We start from the raw sequence: 22,704 nt of genomic DNA, 5'->3' as shown, positions 1-22,704 counted from the left end.
TTGGATGACGCGTTGCTGGGAGGGGCCGTTGGGGGCGGTGAGGCCGTTGCTGGCGCCGTCCTGGTTGACGGCGCTGCCGCGGACGATCGCGAGGACGGTGTGTCCGTTGCGGCGGGCGTCCGACAGCTTCTCCAGGACGAGTACGCCCACGCCCTCGGACCAGCCGGTGCCGTCCGCCCCGGCGGCGAACGACTTGCAGCGCCCGTCCGGGGACAACCCCTTCTGTCTGCTGAACTCGATGAAGGTGTCGGGGGTGGACATGATGGTGACGCCGCCGGCGAGGGCGAGCGTGCATTCGCCGGCACGGAGGGCCTGGGCGGCCATGTGCAGGGCGACGAGGGACGACGAACAGGCCGTGTCGACGGTGATGGCGGGACCTTCGAACCCGAAGGCGTACGACACCCGGCCCGACAGCACGCTGGCCGCCGACCCCGTCATGCGCTGGCCCTCCGCGCCGCCCGCGCCGCCCTGGTCGCGGAACGTGAAGGTCCCCGCGTACACGCCGGTGGCGCTGCCGCGCAGGCTCGTCGGGTCGATGCCCGCCCGTTCCAGTGCCTCCCAGGAGGTCTCCAGCAGCAGCCGCTGCTGGGGGTCCATGGCCAGCGCCTCGCGCGGGGAGATCCCGAAGAACTCCGCGTCGAACTCCGCCGCCCCCTGCAGGAAGCCGCCTCGTCGTGTGTACGACGTCCCGGTGCTGTTCCCGTCCGGGTCGTAGAGCGCGTTCAGGTCCCAGCCGCGGTCGGCCGGGAAGTCGGAGATCGCCTCGCCGCCGGAGGCCACCAGTTCCCACAGCTCCTCCGGCGAGCCGATCCCGCCGGGCAGCCGGCTGCCCATGCCGACGACGACGATCGGATCGTCGCCGGAGTCGCTCGAGCCGCTCACGGGAGCCGCCGGGGAGGCCGGGCCACCGAGCAGTTCGGCGCGCAGATACCGGACGACGGCGTCCCCGGTGGGGTGGTCGAAGATGAGGCCGGGCGGGACGCGCAGCCCCGCCGCCGCACTGAGCCGGTCGCGCAGTTCGACGCCGGTGAGGGAGTCGAAACCGAGCTCCTTGAATGTGAGTTCCATGTCGACGGATGCCGTGGACGCGTACTCCAGTACGGCGGCCACCTCACGCCGGACCAGATCCGCGACGGCCCGCTCGCGTTCTGCCTCCGGCAGCCCGGCCAGGCGCTCCGCCAGCGGAGCCGTGGCTCGCGGTGCCGTGACCGGCCCGGCATCGGCGACGGCGTTCACGTCGGCGTCGCCTCCGGGGGTGACGGTCCGCGCGGCGGCATCGTCCGGTGCCGACAGCCAGTAGGACGCCCGCTGGAACGCGTACGTGGGAAGCGCGACACGGTGACCCGGCGCCACGCTGTGCCAGTCGACGGACACACCGCGGGTGTGCAACTCGGCCAGCGCCGACAGCAGTGTCGGCACATCGGCGCGTGAGCGGCGTGCCGAGGCGACGAGCAGCGCGTCCTCGGTGAGGCAGTCGCGCCCCATCGCCGCCAGCACGGCGTCCGGGCCCACCTCCAGATACGTACGGATGCCGGACTTCTCCACCGCGCGCATGCCGTCGAGGAAGCGGACGCTGTCGCGGGCGTGGCGCACCCAGTACTCGGCCGTGCCGATCTCCTCGGCCGGGACCGCGCGACCCGTCAGGTTGGACACCACCGTGATGCGGGGTGTGCCGTAGTCCAGACGCCCCGCGACCTCGCGGAAGGCATCGAGCATCGCGTCCATGCGGGGTGAGTGGAACGCGTGGCTGACCTGCAGCTGCTTGGTCTTGCGCCCTTGCTCGGCCCAGTGCCCGGCGACCTCCAGGACGGCGTCCTCGTCGCCCGCGATCACTGTCGACAGCGGGCCGTTGGCCGCAGCCAACGCCACTTGGTGCTCCCGTCCCGCCAGGCTGGTCCGCACCTCCTCCTCGGACGCCTGGACCGACACCATCGCGCCGCCGCCCGGAAGGTCCTGCATCAGCCGTCCGCGCGCGGCCACCAGTGCCGCCGCGTCCGGCAGCGACAGCACCCCCGCGACATGGGCGGCGGCGAGTTCGCCGACGGAGTGGCCGAGAACGACGGAGGGGGCGACTCCCCAGTGGCCGAGGAGCCGGTGGAGCGCGATCTCGTACGCGAAGAGGGCCGGCTGGGTGTAGCGGGTGTGGTGAAGCAGCGCGCCGTCGGCGGAGTCCGCGTCCGCGAACATCACGTCCCGCAGCGGTCGGTCGAGTTCGTCGTCCACCACGGCGCACACCTCGTCCAGGGCCCGGGCGAACACCGGGAACGCCCGGTACAGCTCGCGTCCCATGCCCGCGTGCTGGCTGCCCTGGCCGGTGAACAGGAACGCCACGGCGCCGTCGCCCGCCACGCCGCGTACGAGACCGGGCGCCGGGTCCCCGGCGGACAGCGCGTGCAGCGAGGCCAGCAGCGCGGACCGGTCCTCGGCGACGACGACGGCGCGGTGCTTGAAGTGCGTCCGCGTGGTGGCGAGGGAATGCGCCACGTCGGCCGGTGCGAGTTCGGGGTGGTCCAGCAGTCGGCGGGCCAGCCGGTCGGCCTGGGCCCCGAGTGCTTCCCCGGTCCGCGCGGACAGGGGCGCGAGGACCGGAACGGTCACGTCGGTGCCGGACGGCGCGGAGTCGGCTCCGCGCACGGGCCGCCAGTCGGACAGGACGAGGTGGCAGTTGGTGCCGCCCATCCCGAAGGAGCTGACGCCCGCGAAGACCGGCTCGTCGCCGTCGCCGCGTAGCGCGGCCGCCTCGGTGGCGACGGCGAGGCGCAGGTCGGCGAGGCGGATCGCGGGGTTCGGACGGGCGAAGTTGAGGCTCGGCACGAGTGTCCCGGCACGCAGGCACAGCGCCGCCTTGATGAGCCCCGCGATGCCCGCCGCGCCCTCCAGGTGCCCGATGTTGGTCTTCGCGGAGCCGACGAGCAGGGGGGTGTCCGTGGTGCGGCCGGCGCCGAGGACCGTGCCGAGCGCCGCCGCCTCGACGGGGTCACCCACCGGGGTTCCCGTGCCGTGCAGCTCCACGAACCGCACTGCAGACGGCTCGATCCCGGCCGCGGCATACGCCTGGCGCAGGACCTCCTCCTGGGCGGCGCCGCGCGGGGTGGTGAGCGCCCCGCCACCGCCGTCGTTGTTGACGGCACCACCGCGGATGACGCAGTACACCGCGTCCCCGTCGGCGACCGCCTGCCGCAGCGTCTTCAGGACGACGACGCCGCCGCCCTCCCCGCGTACGTACCCGTCGGCCCGCTCGTCGAAGGTGTACGTCCGTCCCTCGGGGGACAGGGCTCCGAAGCGCTCCGCGACAGTGAAGCCTTCCGCGGCCAGGTTGAGGCTGACTCCGCCGGCCAGCGCCACGGTGGACTCACCTTTGCGCAGGCTCTCGCAGGCGAGCTGGACGGCCACCAGCGAGGAGGACTGGCCGGTGTCCACGACCAGACTGGGGCCCCGCAGCCCCAGCGCGTAGGACAGGCGGTTGGCGATGATGCCGCGGCTGGTGCCGGTGATGGTGTGGTGGGTGACGCCCTCGGCACCGTACTGGTGCACGAGCTTGGCGTAGTCGTCCCAGATCGCGCCGATGAAGACGCCGACGGGGGCCTCGTGCAGCGAGGCGGGGACGATGCCCGCGTTCTCCAGCGACTCCCAGCCCAGTTCGAGGACCAGGCGCTGCTGCGGATCCATGGCGATCGCCTCGCGCGGGGAGACGCCGAAGAACTCCGGTTCGAACCCGTCGATCTCGTCGAGGAATCCGGCCGGCCGGGTGCCGGTGCCTGCCGGAAGTCCGGGACGGCCCGCGGGGACCGGGCCGACCGCGCTCTCGCCGCCGGACAGCAGACGCCAGAAGGCATCGGGGTCCTGGGCGCCGGGGAAGCGGCAGGCGATGCCCACCACAGCGATTGCGTCGTCCGGTACCGAATACCCCTCCGGACGATCGGATCCGGGACGAATGGCCATGTTCTTCGCTCTCCTGTCGGCGACAACAGCACGCGACGGACCGGACCGTGGCGCGCGGACGTGCGTGAAGTGGCGCGGGCGGGGTGCGAGCAGCCGCGCAGAGGCTGCTCGCACCGCGCTCGCGAGGGGGGATAGCGGTGAAGGTGCTACGGGTACGCGTAGAAGCCGCGGCCGGACTTCTTGCCCAGCAGTCCTGCCTCGACCATGCGCAACAGCAGGGCGGGCGGCGCGTACAACGGCTCCTTGGACTCCTCGTACAGGGCCTCGGCGATCGAGACCGTGGTGTCGAGGCCGATCAGGTCGGCGAGCCGAAGCGGGCCCAGCGGGTGCGAGCAGCCCAGCGTCATGCCCTGGTCGATCACCTCGGCGGTGGCGAGGCCCGAGTCGACCATGCGGATCGCGGACAACAGGTAGGGGAACAGCAGGGCGTTCACCACGAACCCCGCGCGGTCCGGTGACTTGATGGCGGTCTTGCCGAGCCGCCCCGCAACAAAGTCCTCGGTGCGACGGCTCACCTGGGGATCCGTCAGGATCGAGTCGACGAGCTCGACGAGAGGCAGTACCGGGGCCGGGTTGAAGAAGTGGATCCCGATGACTTGCTCGGGACGGGTCGTGGCGTGCGCGAGGCGCGCGACGGACAGCGATGACGTGTTCGAGGCGAGGATCGCGTCCGGAGCCTGGACGATCTTGTCGAGTGAGGCGAGCAGGTCGAGTTTGAGGGCCTCGTCCTCCTTCACCGCCTCGATCACGAGCTGTCGGTCGCTCAGTTCGCCGAGATCGCGGGTGAACGTGATCCGCCGCAGCGCCTGATCACGCTGCTCCTCGGTGATCTTCCCCTTGCTCAGGGCGCGGTCCAGCGAGCGGGTCACCCGCGCGGGGCCGGCCTCAAGGGACCTGTCGGAGGAGACCGCGACCCGGACGTCGCAGCCCGCCTTCGCGCACAGTTCCGCGATCCCGGCTCCCATGATGCCGCTGCCCACGACACCGATCCGTTCGATGGCGTCGACGACTTCGGCACCCTCGACCAACGCGGTACTGGTCATCCCGTCACCCCCCAGCGCAGCAGCGAGGCGCCGATGGACATGCCCCCGCCGAACCCGGCGAGCAGCACGAGGTCTCCGGGCGCCAGAGCGCCCGAGCGGTTCGCCTCGTCCAGCGCGACCGGCACCGAGGCGCTGCCGACATTGCCGTACTTCTGAAGGGTCCGGTGCGTGACCGCACCGGTCAGACCGGCCAGTTCGACGACCTCGCCGAGCATCACCCCGTTCGCCTGGTGCGGTACGAAATGGTCCACCGCGTCCATGGTGACGCCGACGCGGTCGGCCAGTGCGGTCAGAGCCGGCGGCACGTGCTCGCTGACGAAGTCGCGCACCCCACGACCGTTCATCCGGAAGTAGTGGCCGCCCTCGGCGAGGGTCGCCTCCGAGGCGGGGTTCCTGCTGCCGCCCGCCTCCACCCGGATGAGGTCGTGGGCGTCTCCCCGGCTGACGAGGTCGGTGCCGATGATGCCGTAGGGCTCGTCGACCGGGCCGAGGACAGCGGCACCGGCGCCGTCGGCGAACAGCACGGCCGTGCGTCGGTCGCCGAAGTCGAGGATCCGGGAGTAGACGTCGGCACCGATGACGAGAATCCGGGAGCCCGGACGCGTCTGGGCGAGGCCGCGCGCCACCTCCATCGCGTAGACGAAGCCGCTGCACACGACATTGACGTCGAGGCAGGCCGCCCGGTACGCGCCGAGCGCGTCCTGCACCAGATACGACGTGGGCGGCTGGGGGAAGTCCCCGGTCGATGTGGACACGATCAGAAAGTCGATGCCCTCGGCGGTCATGCCCGCCTGCTCCAGGGCTCGCTCGGCCGCGCGGGCGGCGAGGTCCGAGGTGGCCTCGTGCGGTGCCGCGTAGCGCCGCGACACGATCTGCGTCTTGCGCTCGATCCATTCGGCCGTGACGCCGACGCGTGCGGCGACCTCCTCGTTGCCGACTTCCTCCTTGGGCAGATAGGAACCGGTCGATATGATTCCGATTCGTTTTCCTGTCACGTCACGTGGCCCTTTCCTGGGACTTCGCACGTTCGGAAGGCGCATTCCGGCCCGTGGTGCGCAGCGGATTCAGCCGCTCGACCCCGATGGCGGCCCGCTTCTCGGGATCGGTGACACCGAGGCCTTCCTCGGGGGCAAGACACAGCACACCGACCTTGCCGATGTGCCTGTTCCGCTGCACGAGCCGGGCGGCCTCGGCAACCTCGGCCAGCGGATACACCTTCGAGAGGACGGGGGACAGCCGGCCGAGTGCGACCAGCCGGTTGCACTCCCACTGCTCCTGGAGGTTCGCGGCGTGGCTGCCCACAATGCGCTTGAGGTTCATCCAGAGATAGCGGTTGTCGAACTGGTGCTGGTAGCCGGTGCTCGAACCGCAGGTGACGACGACTCCACCGCGGCGGACGACGAAGACCGAGATACCGAACGTGGCCTGGCCGATGAAGTCGAAGACGACGTGCGGATCCTCGCCCACCGCCGCTCTGATGGCCCGGCCCAGCCGTTTGCCCAATTCGATGGTGCGGTCCGGCGTGAGCGCGTCATCGCCGCCCAGGCCGATCTCATTACGGTTGATGACGACATCGCAGCCGAGAGCACGCAGAATGTCGGCCTTTTCTTCCGAACTGACCACCCCGATGGGTATTCCGCCCGCATTCTTGACCAGCTGCACGGCGAAGGCACCGAGACCACCGGTCGCCCCCCAGATGAGGACGATGTCGCCCTGCTTGATGCGGGCCCCGTTGTCGCTGACCAGCATCCGGTACGACGTGGCGGCCGTGAGCATGACGCCCGCCGACTCCTCCCAGGTCAGATGAGCGGGCTTGGCCAGCAGTTGGCTCGCCCGGACGACGGAGTAGTGCGCCAGGCCGCCGAAGTTGGTCTCGTAGCCCCAGATGCGCTGGCCGGCGCCGAGCATGCCGTCGGCGTGCGTGGCCGGCTCCTGGTCGTCCACCTGCACGCAGCTGACCACGACATGGTCGCCTGGGCGCCAGCGCCGCACTCCGGCGCCGACGCGCACGATGACACCCGAGGCGTCGGAGCCCAGGACGTGATGGGGCAGGTCGTGGCGCGCCGCGTATCCGCCCTCCCGGCCCATTCGCTGGAGGAAATGGAACGTGGGTACCGGGGAAAACGTCGCCGACCAAACTGTGTTGTAGTTGATGGAACTCGCCATCACGGCCACCACAACTTCGTCCGGTGCGAGTTCGGGCATCGGCACTCGACCCACGTGGAGAGACTTCCGCACATCCCTTTCGGAGGCGCCGTCGAACATGTGCAGGTCGTCGATTTGCAGATGCGCGGCCGTATAGCTGTCGGGAAGATCGATCTTCTCGATTTCCTCCGCGTCGACCCCTTCCAGGAGCGCCTCGGTCAACGCATCCATACGAACCCCTTCCGTCGGGAAACCGGCTGTTCCAGGATGGAAGCCGCCGATTCGGATCAGAGTGTCGAGGGCCACAAGCTGCGTGCGAGTTCCCGCGACGCCGGACACGTTACGCATTCGCTCCGGTCGACTCGTACCCTTAGGCGCCCCCTATACGGCACTCATAAGGGTGGGGGAGCGGCATCGATAGGGGGCTTATGGAATTGAAAGTCATACGGCAGGACGCGCTCGGTGCGATTGAGTACGGCCCGCCTTCACGCCGAGTGTTGTGATGCCGCTCACATTCCTAATTGGCGTGTCAGATAGGGAGGGGATGGTTCCGGGGATGAGGCGTCTGGAATCGTGCCCCAGCTCAAGTGGGCTGTGGACGTCTGACAACCGCACGGTGCAGGGAGAAGGTGCCCGTCGCCCCTACAGCTAGCATCGAAGCTCCGGCATGGCTCCCAGCAGAGGCGACGATCATGGATCCGGCCGCAGTGTCCCCCACCGCAGCCAGCATCGGCCTGCGTCAGTTGCTGATGGTGCTGGGTGACTCGTTGGTGGAGGTGCAGGCCGCTCCCGCCGGGCTGGACGTCGAGATCCGCGGGGTCTCGCTGCTCGATCCCGAGGATCCGCCGACCGCACAGCCGGGCGAGCTCGTCCTGGTGATCGGTGCGCGTGGCCGGGCCGCTTTTCCCGCGCTGCGGGCCGCCGGGCGGGACGGAGCCGCCGCCGTCGTGGTCAAGCTGGACGGGCCCGGCCAGGCCGCGGCGCTCAGCGAGACCGCCGCCGAGGCCGGGGTCGCCCTGCTCTCGCTGCGCAGCGAAGCACGCTGGGAGCAGGTGAACGCGCTGGCCCGGGCCGCCCTCGACGACGCACCGCCGGGGGAGCCCGGCATGGGGGCCGAGGAGGGCGACCTGTTCTCACTCGCCCAGACCACCGCCATCCTCACCAGCGGCATCGTCAGCATCGAGGACGCGGCGAACCGGGTGCTGGCCTACTCCCGCACCACCGACTCCGACGAGGCGGACGATCTGCGCCGGCGCTCCATCCTCGGCTGGCAGGGGCCGGAGGGCTATCTGGCCAAGCTGCGTGAGTGGGGCGTGTTCCAGCACCTGCACTCCAGCGACGAGGTGATCGGTATCGACAGCCACCCCGAGCTGGGCATCCGCCGCCGGCTCGCGGTGGCCATCCGGTCCGGAGACCGGCAGCTGGGCACCATCTGGGTGCAGGAGGGCTCGATCCCGCTGTCCGAGCGCTCGCGCCAGGCACTGCTGGGCGCCGCCCGGGTCGCGGCGCTCCATCTCGTACGCCGTCGCCGGGAGCTCTCGGACGACGTCACGCTCACCCGGACCCTGCTGGCCGGGCTCCTGGACGGCAGCACCGGACCGCAGCCGCTCGCCACGCACCTGGGATTCGACGCCACCCGCCCGGCCGCCGTGCTGGGCTTCTCGTACGGCACCACGGAGGCGTACGAGACCGCGGAGGGCGTCGCCTCCCCGGAACTGACCCACTCCGAGGTCACCAACCTGGTCTCCGTGCACATCGCCGCCCGGCACCGCAGCGCCCTGGTCACCCAGGTCGATCCCCGTATCTATGTGCTGCTGCCCCAGCTGCCCCGCGGCATCGACACGGACACGCTGCGCGGCTGGACCCAGGAGATCACCGACGCCGCGCGCCGCCACCTGGGTCTGCCGCTGCGCGGCTCGGTCGGGTGCCTGGTGCCGGGGCTCGGGGACGTCCCCGAGTCACGCCGGGAAGCCGACCGCATCCTCGACGCCATGGTGAGCGCCGGCGTGACCGTCGCGGTCGCCGCGCTGCCGGACATCCAGGCCGAGGTGCTGGTCAGCGAGATACTGACGCTGCTCGCCGCCCGCCCCGAGATACGGGATCCCCGGCTGACCGCCCTGCTCTCGCACGACAGCCGGCACCAGGGCCGGCTCGCCGAGACGCTCCTGACGTACCTGAACTCCTTCGGTGACATCCGGGCGGCGGCCGCACAGCTCCATGTGCACCCCAACACGCTGCGGTACCGCCTTCGCCGGGCCGAGCAGCTGACCGGCCTCGATCTCAGCCGTCCCGACCAGCGTCTGCTGGCGATGCTCCAGCTGCGGCTGCCACCCACCGGCTGAACCGGTTCGGCATGGGCCGGTTCGGCATGGGCCGGTTCCGCATTGGCCGGTCGTACAGCCATCGCGGGCGAGTTTGTTCAGCCTTCACAAACATTTGGCCCCATGAGCCCCCATACGCTTGCGCAAATCCATTTCCGCAAGTGATGCGGCCCACCTCCCACGAGGAGACGGAGCGAAACGCGGACGTGCGGTGACGACCCCATCACCGGCACGACATCCGGATTCCGCGAATCGCACCGTGAACGCTTCCGGGAATCGTCAGTGCCCCGGCCGTCCCTCCCGACGCACAGCACGGCACTCCCAACGACCCCATGGATGTCGACATGACTACACGTCCCCCCGATTCACTGGCCCCTGACACCGATCAATCCAGCAGTGGTCAGCCTCCGGAGCAGCAGGCAGGTCTGCAGGCCGGTCTCAAGAACCGCCATCTGTCCATGATCGCCATCGGCGGTGTGATCGGTGCCGGTCTCTTCGTGGGCTCCGCCTCCGGCATCGCCGCCGCCGGGCCCGGCATCCTCGTGTCCTACGCACTGGTCGGCGCCCTCGTCGTCTTCGTGATGCGGATGCTCGGCGAGATGGCCGCGGCCAACCCGACCTCCGGGTCCTTCTCGGCGTACGCGGACCGGGCGCTCGGCCGCTGGGCCGGGTTCTCGATCGGCTGGCTGTACTGGTTCTTCTGGGTCGTCGTCCTCGCCGTGGAGGCGACCGCGGGCGCCGTCATCCTGGAAGGGTGGGTGCCGGCCGTACCGCAGTGGGCCTGGGCCCTGATCGTGATGATGGTCCTCACCGCCACGAACCTGGCCTCGGTCGGCTCCTTCGGCGAGTTCGAGTTCTGGTTCGCCGGCATCAAGGTCGTCGCCATCACGGGCTTCATCGTCCTCGGCGGGCTGGCCATCTTCGGTGTGCTGCCCGGCTCCGACCACGCCTCCACGGGATTCGGAAACCTCACCGAGCACGGCGGCTTCCTGCCGAACGGGCCGGGGGCGATCCTCACCGGCATCCTGCTGGTCGTCTTCTCCTTCATGGGCAGCGAGATCGTCACCCTCGCCGCCGGTGAGTCCTCGGACGCGCGGCGGGCGGTGGCCAAGGCGACCAGGAGCGTGATCTGGCGGGTCGGTGTCTTCTACGTCGGCTCGATCCTCGTCGTGGTCGCCCTGCTGCCGTGGAACGACCCCGCGATCGAGAAGAAGGGCTCGTACGTCGCGGCCCTCGACTCGATCGGCATCCCGCACGCCGGCGAGATCATGAACTTCATCGTGCTGACCGCCGTGCTGTCCTGTCTCAACTCCGGCCTCTACACCGCCTCCCGGATGGCCTTCTCCCTCGGGCAGCGCGGCGACGCCCCGCGGTCCTTCGCGCGGACGAACCCGCGGGGTGTCCCGCAGGCCGCGATCCTGGCCTCCGTGGTCTTCGGCTTCGTGGCGGTCGCCTTCAACTACCTGTGGCCGGACACGGTCTTCCAGTTCCTGCTGAACTCCTCGGGCGCCGTCGCGCTCTTCGTGTGGCTGGTCATCTGCTTCTCGCAGCTGCGGATGCGGGGGATCATCCTGCGCGAGAGCCCGGACAAGCTCGTCGTCCGGATGTGGCTGTTCCCCTATCTGACCTGGGCGACGATCGCGATGATCACGTTCGTCCTGCTCTACATGCTCACCGACGACAAGGAGGGCGGCGGCCGCAGCCAGGTGCTGCTCTCGGTGCTCGTCGCCGCGCTGGTGATCGCGATCTCGCTGGTCCGGGAGCGGGCCCGCCGGAAGGACACCGCGGAGCCGGTCGCGCCGCGGTAGCCCCGGCTGCGCTGGAACCCCGGGCCGGATCGACTCCGGCCCGGGGTTCGGCGTTCAGCGGGCGGACTCCCGTTCCACCGGCAGCCACAGCTCGGCGTCCGCCGTCGTCCCGTCCGCCGAGAGGACGGTCCGCAGGATCTCGGGGCCGGGGCGGCTGCGGTACGGGTTGGACGGGAACCACTCGGTGAACACGTCGCGCCACAGTTCCTGGATGGCCTGCGGTGCCGGGCCGGACGTGGTGAAGACCGCCCAGGTGCCGGACGGGACGGGCAGGGTGGTGACGCCCGCGGGGGCGCCGGCCGGGACGTCCGACGGGGCGGACGCCGCGGTGATCACCGCCTGGTAGTAGTCGAGTTCGGTGCCCTCGGCGCGGCTCGGATCCAGGTCGTCGCAGACCGCGACGATGCCCCGCGGCTCCTGGTCCGAGAGCTTTCCGAGCTGCTCCAGGGCCTGTTTGCCGAGCCCCCGGACGAAGTCGATGATCGCCTGGTTCGGGCCCGAGTGCACGAGCGGGACACGGGTCTTGAAGCCGGCGACGGTGAAGGCCGGCCGGTCCACCACTCGGTAGTGCATGCTGCTGCTCCCTTCGACGGTGAGGCGGAAGGTCAGCCGGGGCTGGGAGACGAGCGCGGCGCCGGTGCGCCGGGCCTCGCCCGGGCCCACGCCGTGCATCGCGCGGAACGCCCGTGCGAACGCCTCGCCCGAGCCGTAGCCGTAGCGCACCGCGATCTCCAGCAGCGTCTCGTCGCCCGCGAGCACCTCCGCGCCCGCGACCGTCAACCGCCGGCGGCGGATGTACTCCGACAGGGGCATGCCTGCCAGCGCGGAGAACATCCGGCGCAGGTGGTACTCCGACGTGGTCGCGATCCGCGCCAGTCCGGCGCCGTCCACCGACCCGTCGAGGTGGCGCTCGATGTGCTCCATCGCCTGGTTGAGCCGCTCCAGCACGCCCGGTTCCTTCCTCTTTCGTGATCACCACGCTAGGCAGCGCGCACCCTGCCGCACCCGACATCCTGTGCCCGATCGGGTCGGGTGCCGCATCCACCGGACGGCGTAGGCGCACCGCCGTCCGGCAGGCGTACTTAAAGGGTCTTTACCGTGAACGGCTAGCATCGCCCGTCAACCGTCAGTTGCCGACCGGGACGAGGTGAGGACATGGGGGCGCCCAGGATCGCCGTCGCCGTGGTGACGATGGGGAACCGGCCCGAGGAGGTCGACGCGCTGCTGCGGTCCGTGGCCAAGCAGGACGTGCCGCCCGAGCGGATCGTGATCGTCGGCAACGGCTGCCCGCTGCCCGAGTTCGCCCGGCGGCTGTCGCTGCCCGGCGAGGTCACCCCGATCGAGCTCGACGAGAACCTCGGCTGTCCCGGCGGGCGGAACGCGGCCCTCGCGCGGCTGCGGGAGTTCGGCGACATCGACGTCGTCGTGGAGCTGGACGACGACGGGCTGCTCGTCGACGCCGATGTGCTGCGCCGTGTACGGGAGTTGTACGCCGCCGACGACCGGCTCGGCATCGTCGGCTTCCGCATCGCCGACGAACTGGGCGAGACACAGCAGCGGCACGTGCCCCGGATCGGCAACTCCGACCCCCTGCGAGGCGGGTACGTCACCGGGTTCCTCGGCGGTGGGCACGCGCTGCGGACGGCGATGCTCGACGAGATCGGCGACTGGCCCGCCCAGTTCTTCTTCGCGCACGAGGAGACCGACCTGGCCTGGCGCGCGGCCGACGCGGGCTGGCGCATCCTGTACGCGCCCGAACTGCTGCTCCAGCACCCGAAGACCTCGCCCGCCCGGCACGCCATCTACTTCCGCGTGAACGCCCGCAACCGGGTCTGGCTGGCCCGCCGCCGGCTGCCGTTCGCGCTCGTCCCCGTCCACCTGGGCGTCTGGGTGCTGCTCACCCTCGTGCGCAACCGGTCGCGTGCGGGGCTGCGCGCATGGTTCGGCGGGTTCGTGGAAGGTGTACGGGAACCGGCGGGTGAGCGGCGGCCCATGCACTGGCGGACGGTGTGGCGGCTCACGCGGCTGGGTCGTCCGCCGGTCATCTGACGCCGAAAGGCGCCCGGCAGGAAGCTTGGTGGGGCCCCGGCCGTTCACCTCCGCCGACCGGGACCCGGACCCGGCCGCGGCGGCGACACTCCCCCGAGTTGCGCGTCCAGACGCGCGCGCCGCCGGGCCAGATCCGACGTAGTGATCACATCAGGGTTTGCCAACCGATCGCTAACATGTGGCCAACGGTTCGCCGTTGCGTCGTCTGCCGATTGGCGCGAAGTCGCCGAACCAGGACGGACGACGGCCTGTGCTGGGGCGTTCCGGCGGAGAACGTGAGGGCGAAGGTGGCGGAAAACCGCTGCCCCGGGGGCGGAAACCCGTCAAGGGCGGTGGCACGGGGAGACGGGGGCGTGATGGGGGCATCTGCCTGTTCGGGCAGCGAGGACGGTTCCGACGGGCGGCGCGGGCTGCGGTTCGGCCTGCTCGGGCCGCCGGTGCTGTACGTCGGCACCGACGGGGGCGGCCGGAGCGAAGTACTCGATGTCGCGAGCCCCAAGTCCCGTGTGCTGCTGGCCGCGTTGCTGCTCGACGCCGGACGGGCCGTCTCCGTCGAGTCGCTCAAGGACGCGCTGTGGGGCGGGGCGCCGCCCGTTTCCGCCCAGGCCTCGCTGCACAACCACATAGCCCGGCTGCGGCGGTTGCTCGACGATCCCGAGCGGCTGCGGACCGTGCCGTCCGGGTATGTGCTGCGCGTCGACGAGGGGGAGCTGGACGTCCACGTCTTCGAGGCCCGTGTCGCCGCGGCGCGGGCCGCGCACGCCGGGCAGGAGTGGGAGCGCGTCGTGCGTGAGTGCGGCGCCGCGCTCGCACTGTGGCGGGGCGCGCCGCTCGCCGGACTGCCGTCCGAGGTGGGCGGGTACGCCTTCGCACGGCGGTTGCGCGAGGCCAGGCTGCTGCTTCTGGAGTGGCGCTACGACGCCGAGTTGGCGCTGGGCGGCCCGCGTGTGGACGGGCTGGTGCCGGAGCTGGCGGCGCTGACCGCCGAGTATCCGCTGCGGGAGGTGTACCACCGCCAGCTCATGCTCGCCCTGCACCGGACCGGCCGCCAGGCCGAGGCCCTGGCCGTCCACCGGGACCTGCGCACCCGGCTGGTCGACCAGCTCGGCATCGAGCCCGGGCCGGGGGTGCGGGAGGCGCATGTGGAGGTGCTGCAGGTCGCCGCGCCGCCCTCGTCCGATCAGCCGCGGCCCGCTCAACTTCCCCCGCCACCGGCGCATTTCACAGGCCGGACCGCCGAACGCGACGCCCTGCGCCGGACCCTGACGACACCGGGAGCGCCGGCTTCGACCGCCCCAACTGCCCCATTGCCTGCCGCCGTCCCCGCCACCGCCGTCATCAGCGGCATGCCCGGCGTCGGCAAGAGCGCACTCGCGCTGCACGTCGCACACGAGTTGGCGGAACGTTTCCCCGATGGGCAGCTCTACCTCGACCTGCACGGCGCGACCCCCGGCATGGCCCCTCTCACCCCCGGTCAGGCGCTCACCGCCCTGCTGCGCGACCTCGGGGCCGACCCCTGCCGCATACCCGAGCACCCCGACGCGGCATCCGCGCTGCTGCGCTCGCTGCTCGCGCCGACCCGCACGCTCCTGGTGCTGGACGATGCCGCGAGCGCCGCGCAGATACGGCCGCTGTTGCCGGGCGGGGCCGGGTGCGCGGTGATCGTCACCAGCCGTTCGCCGCTCACCGCCCTCGACGGCGTCGCCCGCTTCCCGCTCGGCCCGCTGTCGGACGAGGAGAGCGCGGCGCTTCTGGTCGCGGCCTCGGGCCGGGCCGGGCTGGACGGTTCGGACGCCGCCCGCCGGCTCGTCGAACTCACCGGCCGCCTCCCCCTGGCCCTGCGCGTCGTCGCCGCGCGGCTCGCCGCCCGGCAGGCCCTCACACCGGACGTCCTCGCCGGGCAACTGGCCGGGACGCGAGGGCGGCTGCGCCACCTCGAGTACGACGACCTGAGCGTGCGCCGCTCCCTGGCCGTCGCCCATGACGCGCTCGCCGGTTCCGAGCGCGAGGCCGACCGGGACGCGGCCCTCACCCTCCGCCGTATCGGGGCGCTCGATCTGCCCACGTACGGCGCACCCCTGCTCGCCCGCCTCACCGGCACGGGCGAACTCCGCACCGAGGCCGCCCTGGACCGCCTCGTCGACGTGGCCCTGCTCCAGGAACCGGCGTACGGCCGCTACGCACCGCACGACCTCGTCCGCGACTTCGCCCGCGAGCTGGCGGGGGAGCGGGGTGGGGCGGGCACCGGCGGTTCCGGTGACGCCCGTGAAGGAGGCGGCACACAGAACGCCGACGACACCGGCGCAGAGCACAGCGGCGCCGACGACACAGGCGCCGACGACACAGGCGCCGAAGACACAGGCGCCGAAGACACCGACGCCGACGACACCGGTGCCTGTGAAACCGCCCTCCGCTGGTACGCCGCCGTCGCCGAGCGGGTGCTCGTCGCGATCGTCGAGCCCGGCCCCGACCAGGACGACCGCCGTCGCCCCACCGCGGCGCAGCCATCCGGGCACGCGGCTCACGTCGACACCGTCGCCCCCTTCGACACCCCCGAGGAGGCCTTCGCCTGGGGCGACAGCGAGCTGACGAACATCGTCACCCTGGTCGAGCGGTACGCGGACGACCCGTGCCGGCGGCGCGCGGGGCTCGTCTCCACCCTCGTGCGGCTGATCCTCCCCTACGCGCACCGCAGGGGACGCCTCGCCGAGATGGAGGTGCTCGGCCGGGCCGGCCTGCGTGTGGCGCGGCGGCTCGGGGACGAGGCGGCGCAGGCGTACGCGCTGGTCGATCTCGCCGGACTGCACTTCCTGACCGGCCGCCAGGGCGACGCACTCGACCTCAACGACCGCGCGCTGGCCATCTGGCGGCGGCTCGACGCCCCGTCCTGGATCCGCCGCTGCCTCAACAACCGCGGCCTGCTGCTCGACGGGCTCGGCCGGTCCGCCGAGGCGTGCGAGGCGCTGACCCGGAGCCTGGAGTACGCGCGGCAGCTGAACGATCCGTACGGCGAGGCCGTCACCCACAGCCACCTCGGCAACCTCTACGAGCACACCGACCCGCGGGCCGCCATCGAGCAGCACCGGCGTTCGCTCGCCATCGGGGACGAGATCGGCGCCGTCATCGTCCGGCACACCGCGCACTGCAACATCGGGTACGCCCATCTGCGGCTCGGCGAACCGGCCGCCGCCGCCCTGCACTTCGAGGAGAGCCTGCGCATCCTGGGTGGTCACGGCGACTGGCACGGCGAATCCCAGACCCGGCTCGGCCTGGTCCGCGCGCTGCGGCTGCTGGGCCGTACCGGGCGGGCCGCCCGCGAGTGCGCCGAGCTGCTGGACCGGGCCGACGCCCGCGCCGACCGCTACACCGGCGGTCTCGCCCGCCACCAGCACGGGCTGCTGCTACGGGAACAAGGGCGGACCGCTGCGGCACGCGAGGAATGGGGCTCGGCTCTCGCGGCGCTGGAGGGGACCGACGCGCACGCGGTGGTCGGGGAACTCCGCGAGCTGCTCGCTACTTGGCGTCCGCGTAGCACTCCACCACCGCCGTCGTGAACGGGAACCGCACCGGCGTCTCCCCGAAGGTCAGCCGGCCGGCCAGGTCAGCCGCCTCGCGGATCGCGGCGACGACCGTCTCCGTCTCCTCCTCGGGGCAGTGCACGATCACCTCGTCGTGCTGGAAGAAGACCAGCTCCGCCGCCAGGTCCGCGCAGGATCTGCGCAGTGCGGCGAGCAGCAGCAGGGCCCAGTCGGCCGCGCTGCCCTGGACGACGAAGTTACGGGCGAAGCGGCCGCGGGCGCGGGCGTTGGTGGAGGCGTACCCGGGCACCCACTGCCCGCTGCCGGGCTGCTCCTCGTCGGGGGCCGGGATGCCGGCCTCCTCCGCCGCGTCGTCCGCCCCCCGGGCCGCCGGCGGGCAGGTCCGGCCGAGCCACGTCCGCACGAGCCGGCCCTCCTCGCCGGCGCGGGCCGCCTCGTCGACGTACGCCACCGCCCGGGGGAAGCGGCGTCTGAGCGCGGCGAGGTTCTTCAGGCCGTCGCCGGAGGTCTGGCCGTAGACCGCGCCGAGCACGGCGAGTTTGGCCTGGGCGCGGTCACCGGAGAAGGCGCGGTCGGACACGGACTGGTAGAGGTCGCTCTCCCGCCCGGCCACCTCCATCAGCCCGGGATCGCGGGAGATAGCGGCGAGGACACGCGGCTCCATCTGGTCGGCGTCGGCGACGACGAGCCGCCAGCCGGGGTCGGCGACCACGGCCCGCCGGATCACCTTGGGGATCTGCAGGCCGCCCCCGCCGTTGGTCACCCAGCGCCCGGTCACCGTCCCGCCCGCGAGGAACTCGGGCCGGAACCGCCCGTCACGCACCCAGTCCTGGAGCCAGGACCAGCCGTGGGCGACCCAGATGCGGTACAGCTTCTTGTACTCCAGCAGGGGCTTCACGGCCGGGTGGTCGACGGACTCGATCTCCCAGCGGCGGGTCGAGGCGACCTTGATCCCGGCCTGCGCGAAGGCCTTGACCACGTCGGCGGGCAGATCGGGCCGCACCCGGCGGCCGAACGCCGCGGACACCTCGTCGGCCAGCTCGGCCAGGCGGCGCGGCTCGCCGCCGCCCGCGTACCGCTCGCCCAGCAGGTCGTGCAGCACCGCGCGATGTACTTCGGCGCGCCAGGGCAGCCCGGCACGGTTCATCTCGGCGGCCACGAGCATGCCGGCCGACTCGGCGGCCGTCAGCAGGCGCATCCGCTCGGGGTGCTCGGCCTGCGCATGCCGCTTCTGCTGTTCGGCGTAGACCGCGAGGAGGTCCGTCAGAGGCAGGTGGACGCCCTGTGGTTCGAACAGGGAGGACTGGGAGCCCGGTTCGGCGGAGCGCTGCGGCGGATCGGGCGGTACGGGGCCGCCGCGCAGCCGGGCCAGGGCGGCCGCGGCCGAGCGTGGTTCCCCGTACCGCCCCTCGTGGCCGAGGAGGAGCGTCTCGGCGGCCTCGATGTCGTAGCACCGCTCGACTCGCACCCCCGTCGCGAGCAGGCGCGGGTAGACCTCGGCGGTGGACCGCCACACCCACCGCGTGACGCCGGGACGGCTCCGTACGGCTTCGGCGGCATCGGCCTCCCGCCGCACCGGCCCGACGGGCAGCCCGTCCGGACCGAGGGGGGCGACGTCCACGCCACCGCCCTCGCCCACAGCAAGCGCCCACCGATCGGCCATGCTGGGAGTGTGCCAGGGGGGTCTGACAACGGCCCCGGGCCGCGACCCGGCCGTGGTGGCCGTCCCGGTCGCGGTGGCCCGCCCCTGTCCCGGTCTCGGCCGCGGACGCCGTCCCAGCCGTGGTGGCTGTCCCGGCCTCGGGTGCGGTCGCGGTCTCGGGCGCCACCCGGCCATGCTGGGCCGCCCGGCGGAGCGGGGTACCGCCGCACCCACCCTGCCGCCTGGGGGTACCTCCCAGGCCCTGAGGCACTGGAGGAGCCACGACTGCCCGCAGCTCAGCCCGCAGCTCAGCGGAGCGTCACGCCCCGTCCGCCGCGTCCTTCTGCGCCTGCACGACCTTCTCCAGCACCTCGGCCACGTACCGCTCGGTCCGCTCCTTGTCGATGCCCAGGCCGCTGAGGACGCCCTCGCCGTTCTCGTGCTCCAGCAGGGCGAGCAGGATGTGCTCCGTGCCGATGTAGTTGTGGCCGAGGCGCAGGGCCTCGCGGAAGGTGAGCTCCAGGACCTTCTTGGCGGCCTGGCCGTACGGCACGAGCTCCGGGGCCTCCTCGACGGCCGGCGGCAGTGCGGCGGTCGCCGCCTCGCGGACCGCGTCGAGGGAGGCGCCCTGCTCGACGAGCGCCTTCGCGGCGAGTCCGTCGGGCTCCGCCAGCAGACCGAGGACGAGGTGCTCGGGCACGCCCTCGGCGTTGCGCGCGGACTTGGCCGCGTTGTGCGCGGCCATCACCGTGTTGCGGGCCCGGGGCGTGTAGCGGTTGAAGCCCTGGCTCGGGTCGAGGTCGGCCGACTCCTTCGGCACGAACCGCTTCTGCGCGGCCTGCCGGGTGACCCCCATGCTCTTGCCGATGTCCGTCCAGGAGGCGCCCGAACGCCGGGCCTGGTCCACGAAGTGACCGATCAGGTGGTCGGCCACCTCGCCGAGGTGATCGGCGGCGAGCACCGCGTCCTGGAGCTGTTCGAGGGGTTCCTGGTGAACCGTCTTGATCGCCGCGATCAGATCGTCGAGGCGCACCGATGACGTGATGTTGGGGTTCGTCGTCATGTGTCAACCGTAGGTTGCGCCCCGCCGGGTGTCAACCGCGAGTTGACACCCCGCCGTCGGGCGCCGTCTACTTCGGAGAAGTCACCACCAGCCGCACCGCCAGCCCCGTGAACACCGTCCCGGAGACGATGTTCAGCCAACGGTTCACGCGCGCACTGCGCCTCAGCAGAGCCGCCAGCCGCCCCGCGAGCAGGCCGACGCTGCCGTCCCACAGGAAGCCCATCACGACGATCGTGATCCCGAGCAGCATCAACTGCCCCTGGACATGGCCGAGCGACGGGTCCACGAACTGGGGCAGGAACGCCACGTTGAAGAGGATCACCTTGGGGTTGAGCAGGTTGGTGATCGCGCCCTGCCAGAACGCCCGCCGCATGCCCGGGCCCGCGCTGCCCGCCCCCTCCTCGCCCGGCACCGAACGGTCGCGGAACGCCTTCACCGCCAGGTAGAGCAGATAGGCCGCGCCCGCCCAGCGCAGCACGTGGTACAGCGTCGGCAGCGCCGTGAACAGGGCCGACAGGCCGAGCGCCGCCGCGACCGCGTGCACGAGCATCGCGCACGCCACCCCGAACGCCGCCATCACCCCGGCGGTGGGCCCGCCCCGGCCGCCCATCGCCACGATGAACATCATGTCCGGGCCGGGGGTGATGCAGAGCGCGAAGGCGGCGACGAGGAACGCCGCGTACAGAGACATGTCCACCATGAGAGCCATGCTCGAAGCCCCGCCGCGCACGGACGACCCAATTCCGCGGAGTGAGACGTACGAGGTCGCGCATGCCGGGCCGCCCGTGACGGCGTGGCACCATCGGCCCCGTGAGTACGCCCACCACCGTCGACCGCGCGTTCGAGGCCGCCCTGTACGACACCAGCGAGACGGCCCTCGACACCGGCGCGTCCCTGCTTGCGTCCGACCCGGCGGCGGACGCCGAACTCACCCGGCGCGGTATGGAGTTCGTGGCGGCGGCCTGGCGGCGCGGCTGGCAGCCGGCCGACGTCGTACGCATCGTGCGGCGCGAACTGGACGACGTACACGTCCACCTGGTGGCGGAACTGATCCGCGCACAGGCGCGGCACGACCGACCGGACGACCGCCCGCGCGGCCGCCGCTGGAACGCGCAGCTCGCGGAGCTCCCCGCCGACGCCCCGCCCCGCACCGACCGCTTCTCGTACGCCACCACCGTGCTGGAGCTGTATCGCCTGCTGCTGCGTCTGCCCGCCCTCGAGTCCCTCGACGGGTCCCACGACGACCCGCCAGGTGAGCCGAGGACCGAGTCCCGGATGCTCGGCCGTATCCGCGCCCTGCTCGCCAAGGCCGAGGCCACCGGGTTCCCGGAGGAGGCGGAGGCGCTCAGCGCCAAGGCGCAGGAGCTGATGGCCCGGCACAGTGTCGACGAGGCGCTGCTCGCGGCCCAGGCCCCCTCGTCCGAGACGCCCGGGGCCTGCCGGATCGGTGTCGAACCGCCGTACGAGCAGGCCAAGGCGGTGCTGCTGGACGCCGTCGCCGCCGCCAACCACTGCCGGGCTGTGTGGAACGAGCCCCTCGGCTTCTCCACCGTGGTCGGCTTCGAAACCGACCTGGAAGCGGTCGAACTCCTCTACACCTCACTCCTCGTGCAGGCCACGACCGCGATGACGAAGGCGGAGGCGGCCCAGCGGGCGGGTGGCCGCAAGCGCACCAAGACGTTCCGGCAGTCCTTCCTCGCGGCGTACGCCCACCGCATCGGCACCCGCCTGGCGGCTGCCGCCGAGACACAGGTGACACAGGACCTGCTCCCGGTCCTCGCCTCCCGCGACGTGGCGGTCACCGGCCGGCTGGACCGGATGTTCCCGGAGACGACCACGACCCGCCTGCGTGGCATGCGCGACGCGGCGGGCTGGACGGAGGGCGCCCAGGCGGCGGACCGCGCCCAGGTGGGCCACCGCCCGCCGCTGCGCTGAGGTGCCGTCAGTCGCCGGGGGACTCGAAGCCGCTCACCGAGGCCTCCGCCGCGCCGCCGCTGCCGCTCCCGTCCCTCCGGGCGACCTCGCCGTACGACCACGGCAGGTCGTGTGCGTCCGCGGTGGCGCCCGGCAGGGCGAAGGACGCCTTCCGCACGGGAAGGCTCTTCGGGGAGCCCGCCTCGCCCCGGACGTAGGTGATCGTGAAGGACGTGGTGCCGCCCTTCCCGAGGGTGAGCGGCTGGGCCTTCGCGCTCTGCTCGGGGGACACCGACGTCGTGCTGTCCTCCGCCTGGAGGTCGACCGAGGGGAAGCCCTTCAGGGTGCACGCGCCGCCCTTGTTGGTGAGGGTGACGGTGACATTGCCCGTGTCCCCGGCCGCCGGGGCAGCACCGGCCCCGACCTCCACACCCAGATCACCGATCGCACAGGCCGAACCGCCCGGCCGGTCAGCGTTCTTGGCGTCATCGCCACCGGTCTTGCCGTCGTCGCAGGAGGTCAGCAGGAGCGTCGTGGCAAGGGCGGCGGCCAGGGCGAGGGGAGGAAGGGTGCGCATGGGGTCCTCTGGTGCGTGATGACGATGGGTGCGTGACGGGGATGGGTGCGTGACGGCGATGAGCGGTCCCGACGTATGGATCATCTCGGACGCAGGGCCCGTCACGCACCCGGGTGGGCCGCCCGCCCTGGGCGGCTTATCCGGCAAGACCCCGCGCTCCTACCCGAGGCCCGCCGTCGGCAGCCCGGTCGGCAGCTTCCCGCCCTCCGCCTTCTGGTACGTCTCCGCGCCGAGGCCGCCCTCCCAGGTGACCTTCAGGCTGCTCCCGTTCACGGAGTCGACCATGCCGGTCGTCCGGTCCTTGCTGCCGTCCGTGCACTTCAGCCGGATCATCCGCATCCCGGACTGCTCGCCCGCGGTGCCGCTGCACACGCTGCCGCCGGTGGCGAAGAGCGCGGCCTGCTTGCCGGTGATCACCAGGGCCACGGCCTTGCCGCCGGTCGTGGCGAGCCAGCTGCCCGCGAGCTCACCGGCGCCCGACCCGTCGGAACCGGAGCCGGAACCGGAGCCGGAGTCGCCGCCCGTTCCCTCGGACGCCGTGGCGGACGGGGCAGGGCTGGACGCCGAGTCGTCCCCGGAGTCGCCGTCACCGCTGCACGCGGACAGCACGAGCACGCCCGCCAGTCCCGCGGCCGCCGCCGCGATCCGCACCGGCATCCGC

The 22,704-nt window shown here is 72.2% G+C and carries 15 protein-coding genes; 5 read left to right on the top strand and 10 right to left on the bottom strand.

All coding sequences use genetic code 11. From position 1 onward, the window contains the following. The 4 genes from ACZ3I3_RS37110 to ccrA form a co-directional block, all read right to left on the bottom strand. Positions 1–3,942, bottom strand: a 3,942-nt coding sequence (locus ACZ3I3_RS37110) for a type I polyketide synthase (protein WP_467372181.1), incomplete at its 3' end; no start/stop codon positions are given. Positions 3,943–4,088: 146 nt separating this feature from the next. Next, entirely contained in the window at positions 4,089–4,985 is an 897-nt protein-coding gene (locus ACZ3I3_RS37105; RefSeq protein ID WP_467372180.1) for a 3-hydroxybutyryl-CoA dehydrogenase, read from the bottom strand. Next, the gene (locus ACZ3I3_RS37100; protein ID WP_467372179.1) at positions 4,982–5,980 is read right to left on the bottom strand and encodes a 3-oxoacyl-ACP synthase III family protein; all 999 of its coding nucleotides are present in this window, start codon (positions 5,978–5,980) and stop codon (positions 4,982–4,984) included. The genes ACZ3I3_RS37105 and ACZ3I3_RS37100 overlap by 4 nt, the downstream gene beginning before the upstream one ends. 1 nt (position 5,981) lies before the next feature. Further along, positions 5,982–7,361, bottom strand: coding sequence for a crotonyl-CoA carboxylase/reductase (ccrA, locus tag ACZ3I3_RS37095; RefSeq protein WP_467372178.1), 1,380 nt, complete (start codon positions 7,359–7,361; stop codon positions 5,982–5,984). A gap of 461 nt (positions 7,362–7,822) precedes the next feature. Here ccrA and ACZ3I3_RS37090 point away from each other — a divergent pair, with 461 nt between their 5' ends. Together ACZ3I3_RS37090 and ACZ3I3_RS37085 are read left to right on the top strand one after the other, a co-directional pair. Next, positions 7,823–9,472, top strand: coding sequence for a PucR family transcriptional regulator (locus ACZ3I3_RS37090; RefSeq protein ID WP_467372177.1), 1,650 nt, complete (start codon positions 7,823–7,825; stop codon positions 9,470–9,472). Positions 9,473–9,795: 323 nt separating this feature from the next. Continuing rightward, complete coding sequence (locus ACZ3I3_RS37085; RefSeq protein WP_467372176.1) at positions 9,796–11,259, top strand: amino acid permease; 1,464 nt, start codon at positions 9,796–9,798, stop codon at positions 11,257–11,259. A gap of 54 nt (positions 11,260–11,313) precedes the next feature. On the opposite strand, the gene ACZ3I3_RS37080 is transcribed toward ACZ3I3_RS37085, so the two are convergent. After that, the gene (locus ACZ3I3_RS37080) at positions 11,314–12,207 is read right to left on the bottom strand and encodes an AraC family transcriptional regulator (protein WP_467372175.1); all 894 of its coding nucleotides are present in this window, start codon (positions 12,205–12,207) and stop codon (positions 11,314–11,316) included. A gap of 207 nt (positions 12,208–12,414) precedes the next feature. Here ACZ3I3_RS37080 and ACZ3I3_RS37075 point away from each other — a divergent pair, with 207 nt between their 5' ends. Together ACZ3I3_RS37075 and ACZ3I3_RS37070 are read left to right on the top strand one after the other, a co-directional pair. Then, complete coding sequence (locus ACZ3I3_RS37075; RefSeq protein WP_467372174.1) at positions 12,415–13,308, top strand: glycosyltransferase family 2 protein; 894 nt, start codon at positions 12,415–12,417, stop codon at positions 13,306–13,308. A gap of 356 nt (positions 13,309–13,664) precedes the next feature. Then, positions 13,665–16,862, top strand: a complete 3,198-nt coding sequence (locus ACZ3I3_RS37070) for an AfsR/SARP family transcriptional regulator (protein ID WP_467372173.1) — start codon at positions 13,665–13,667, stop codon at positions 16,860–16,862. Here ACZ3I3_RS37070 and ACZ3I3_RS37065 read toward each other — a convergent pair. The 3 genes from ACZ3I3_RS37065 to ACZ3I3_RS37055 form a co-directional block, all read right to left on the bottom strand. Next, positions 16,822–18,510, bottom strand: a complete 1,689-nt coding sequence (locus ACZ3I3_RS37065; protein ID WP_467372172.1) for a bifunctional 3'-5' exonuclease/DNA polymerase — start codon at positions 18,508–18,510, stop codon at positions 16,822–16,824. The two genes, ACZ3I3_RS37070 and ACZ3I3_RS37065, sit on opposite strands and share 41 nt — an antisense overlap. Before the next feature lie 298 nt (positions 18,511–18,808). Further along, positions 18,809–19,552, bottom strand: coding sequence for a Clp protease N-terminal domain-containing protein (locus ACZ3I3_RS37060; protein WP_467372171.1), 744 nt, complete (start codon positions 19,550–19,552; stop codon positions 18,809–18,811). A gap of 67 nt (positions 19,553–19,619) precedes the next feature. After that, positions 19,620–20,252, bottom strand: a complete 633-nt coding sequence (locus ACZ3I3_RS37055) for a LysE family translocator (protein ID WP_467372170.1) — start codon at positions 20,250–20,252, stop codon at positions 19,620–19,622. A gap of 110 nt (positions 20,253–20,362) precedes the next feature. On the opposite strand from ACZ3I3_RS37055, the gene ACZ3I3_RS37050 reads away from it, so the two are divergent. Next, complete coding sequence (locus ACZ3I3_RS37050; RefSeq protein ID WP_467372169.1) at positions 20,363–21,487, top strand: DUF2786 domain-containing protein; 1,125 nt, start codon at positions 20,363–20,365, stop codon at positions 21,485–21,487. A gap of 7 nt (positions 21,488–21,494) precedes the next feature. On the opposite strand, the gene ACZ3I3_RS37045 is transcribed toward ACZ3I3_RS37050, so the two are convergent. Then, entirely contained in the window at positions 21,495–22,043 is a 549-nt protein-coding gene (locus ACZ3I3_RS37045) for a DUF4232 domain-containing protein (RefSeq protein ID WP_467372168.1), read from the bottom strand. 159 nt (positions 22,044–22,202) lie between these two features. Next, complete coding sequence (locus tag ACZ3I3_RS37040) at positions 22,203–22,700, bottom strand: hypothetical protein (RefSeq protein WP_467372167.1); 498 nt, start codon at positions 22,698–22,700, stop codon at positions 22,203–22,205. Positions 22,701–22,704: the final 4 nt, after the last annotated feature.

The sequence above is a fragment of the Streptomyces sp. NPDC016851 genome (assembly GCF_055562795.1).
The sequence above is the reverse complement of the archived record's forward strand: the minus strand, read 5'-3'. Positions and strand labels throughout refer to the sequence as shown.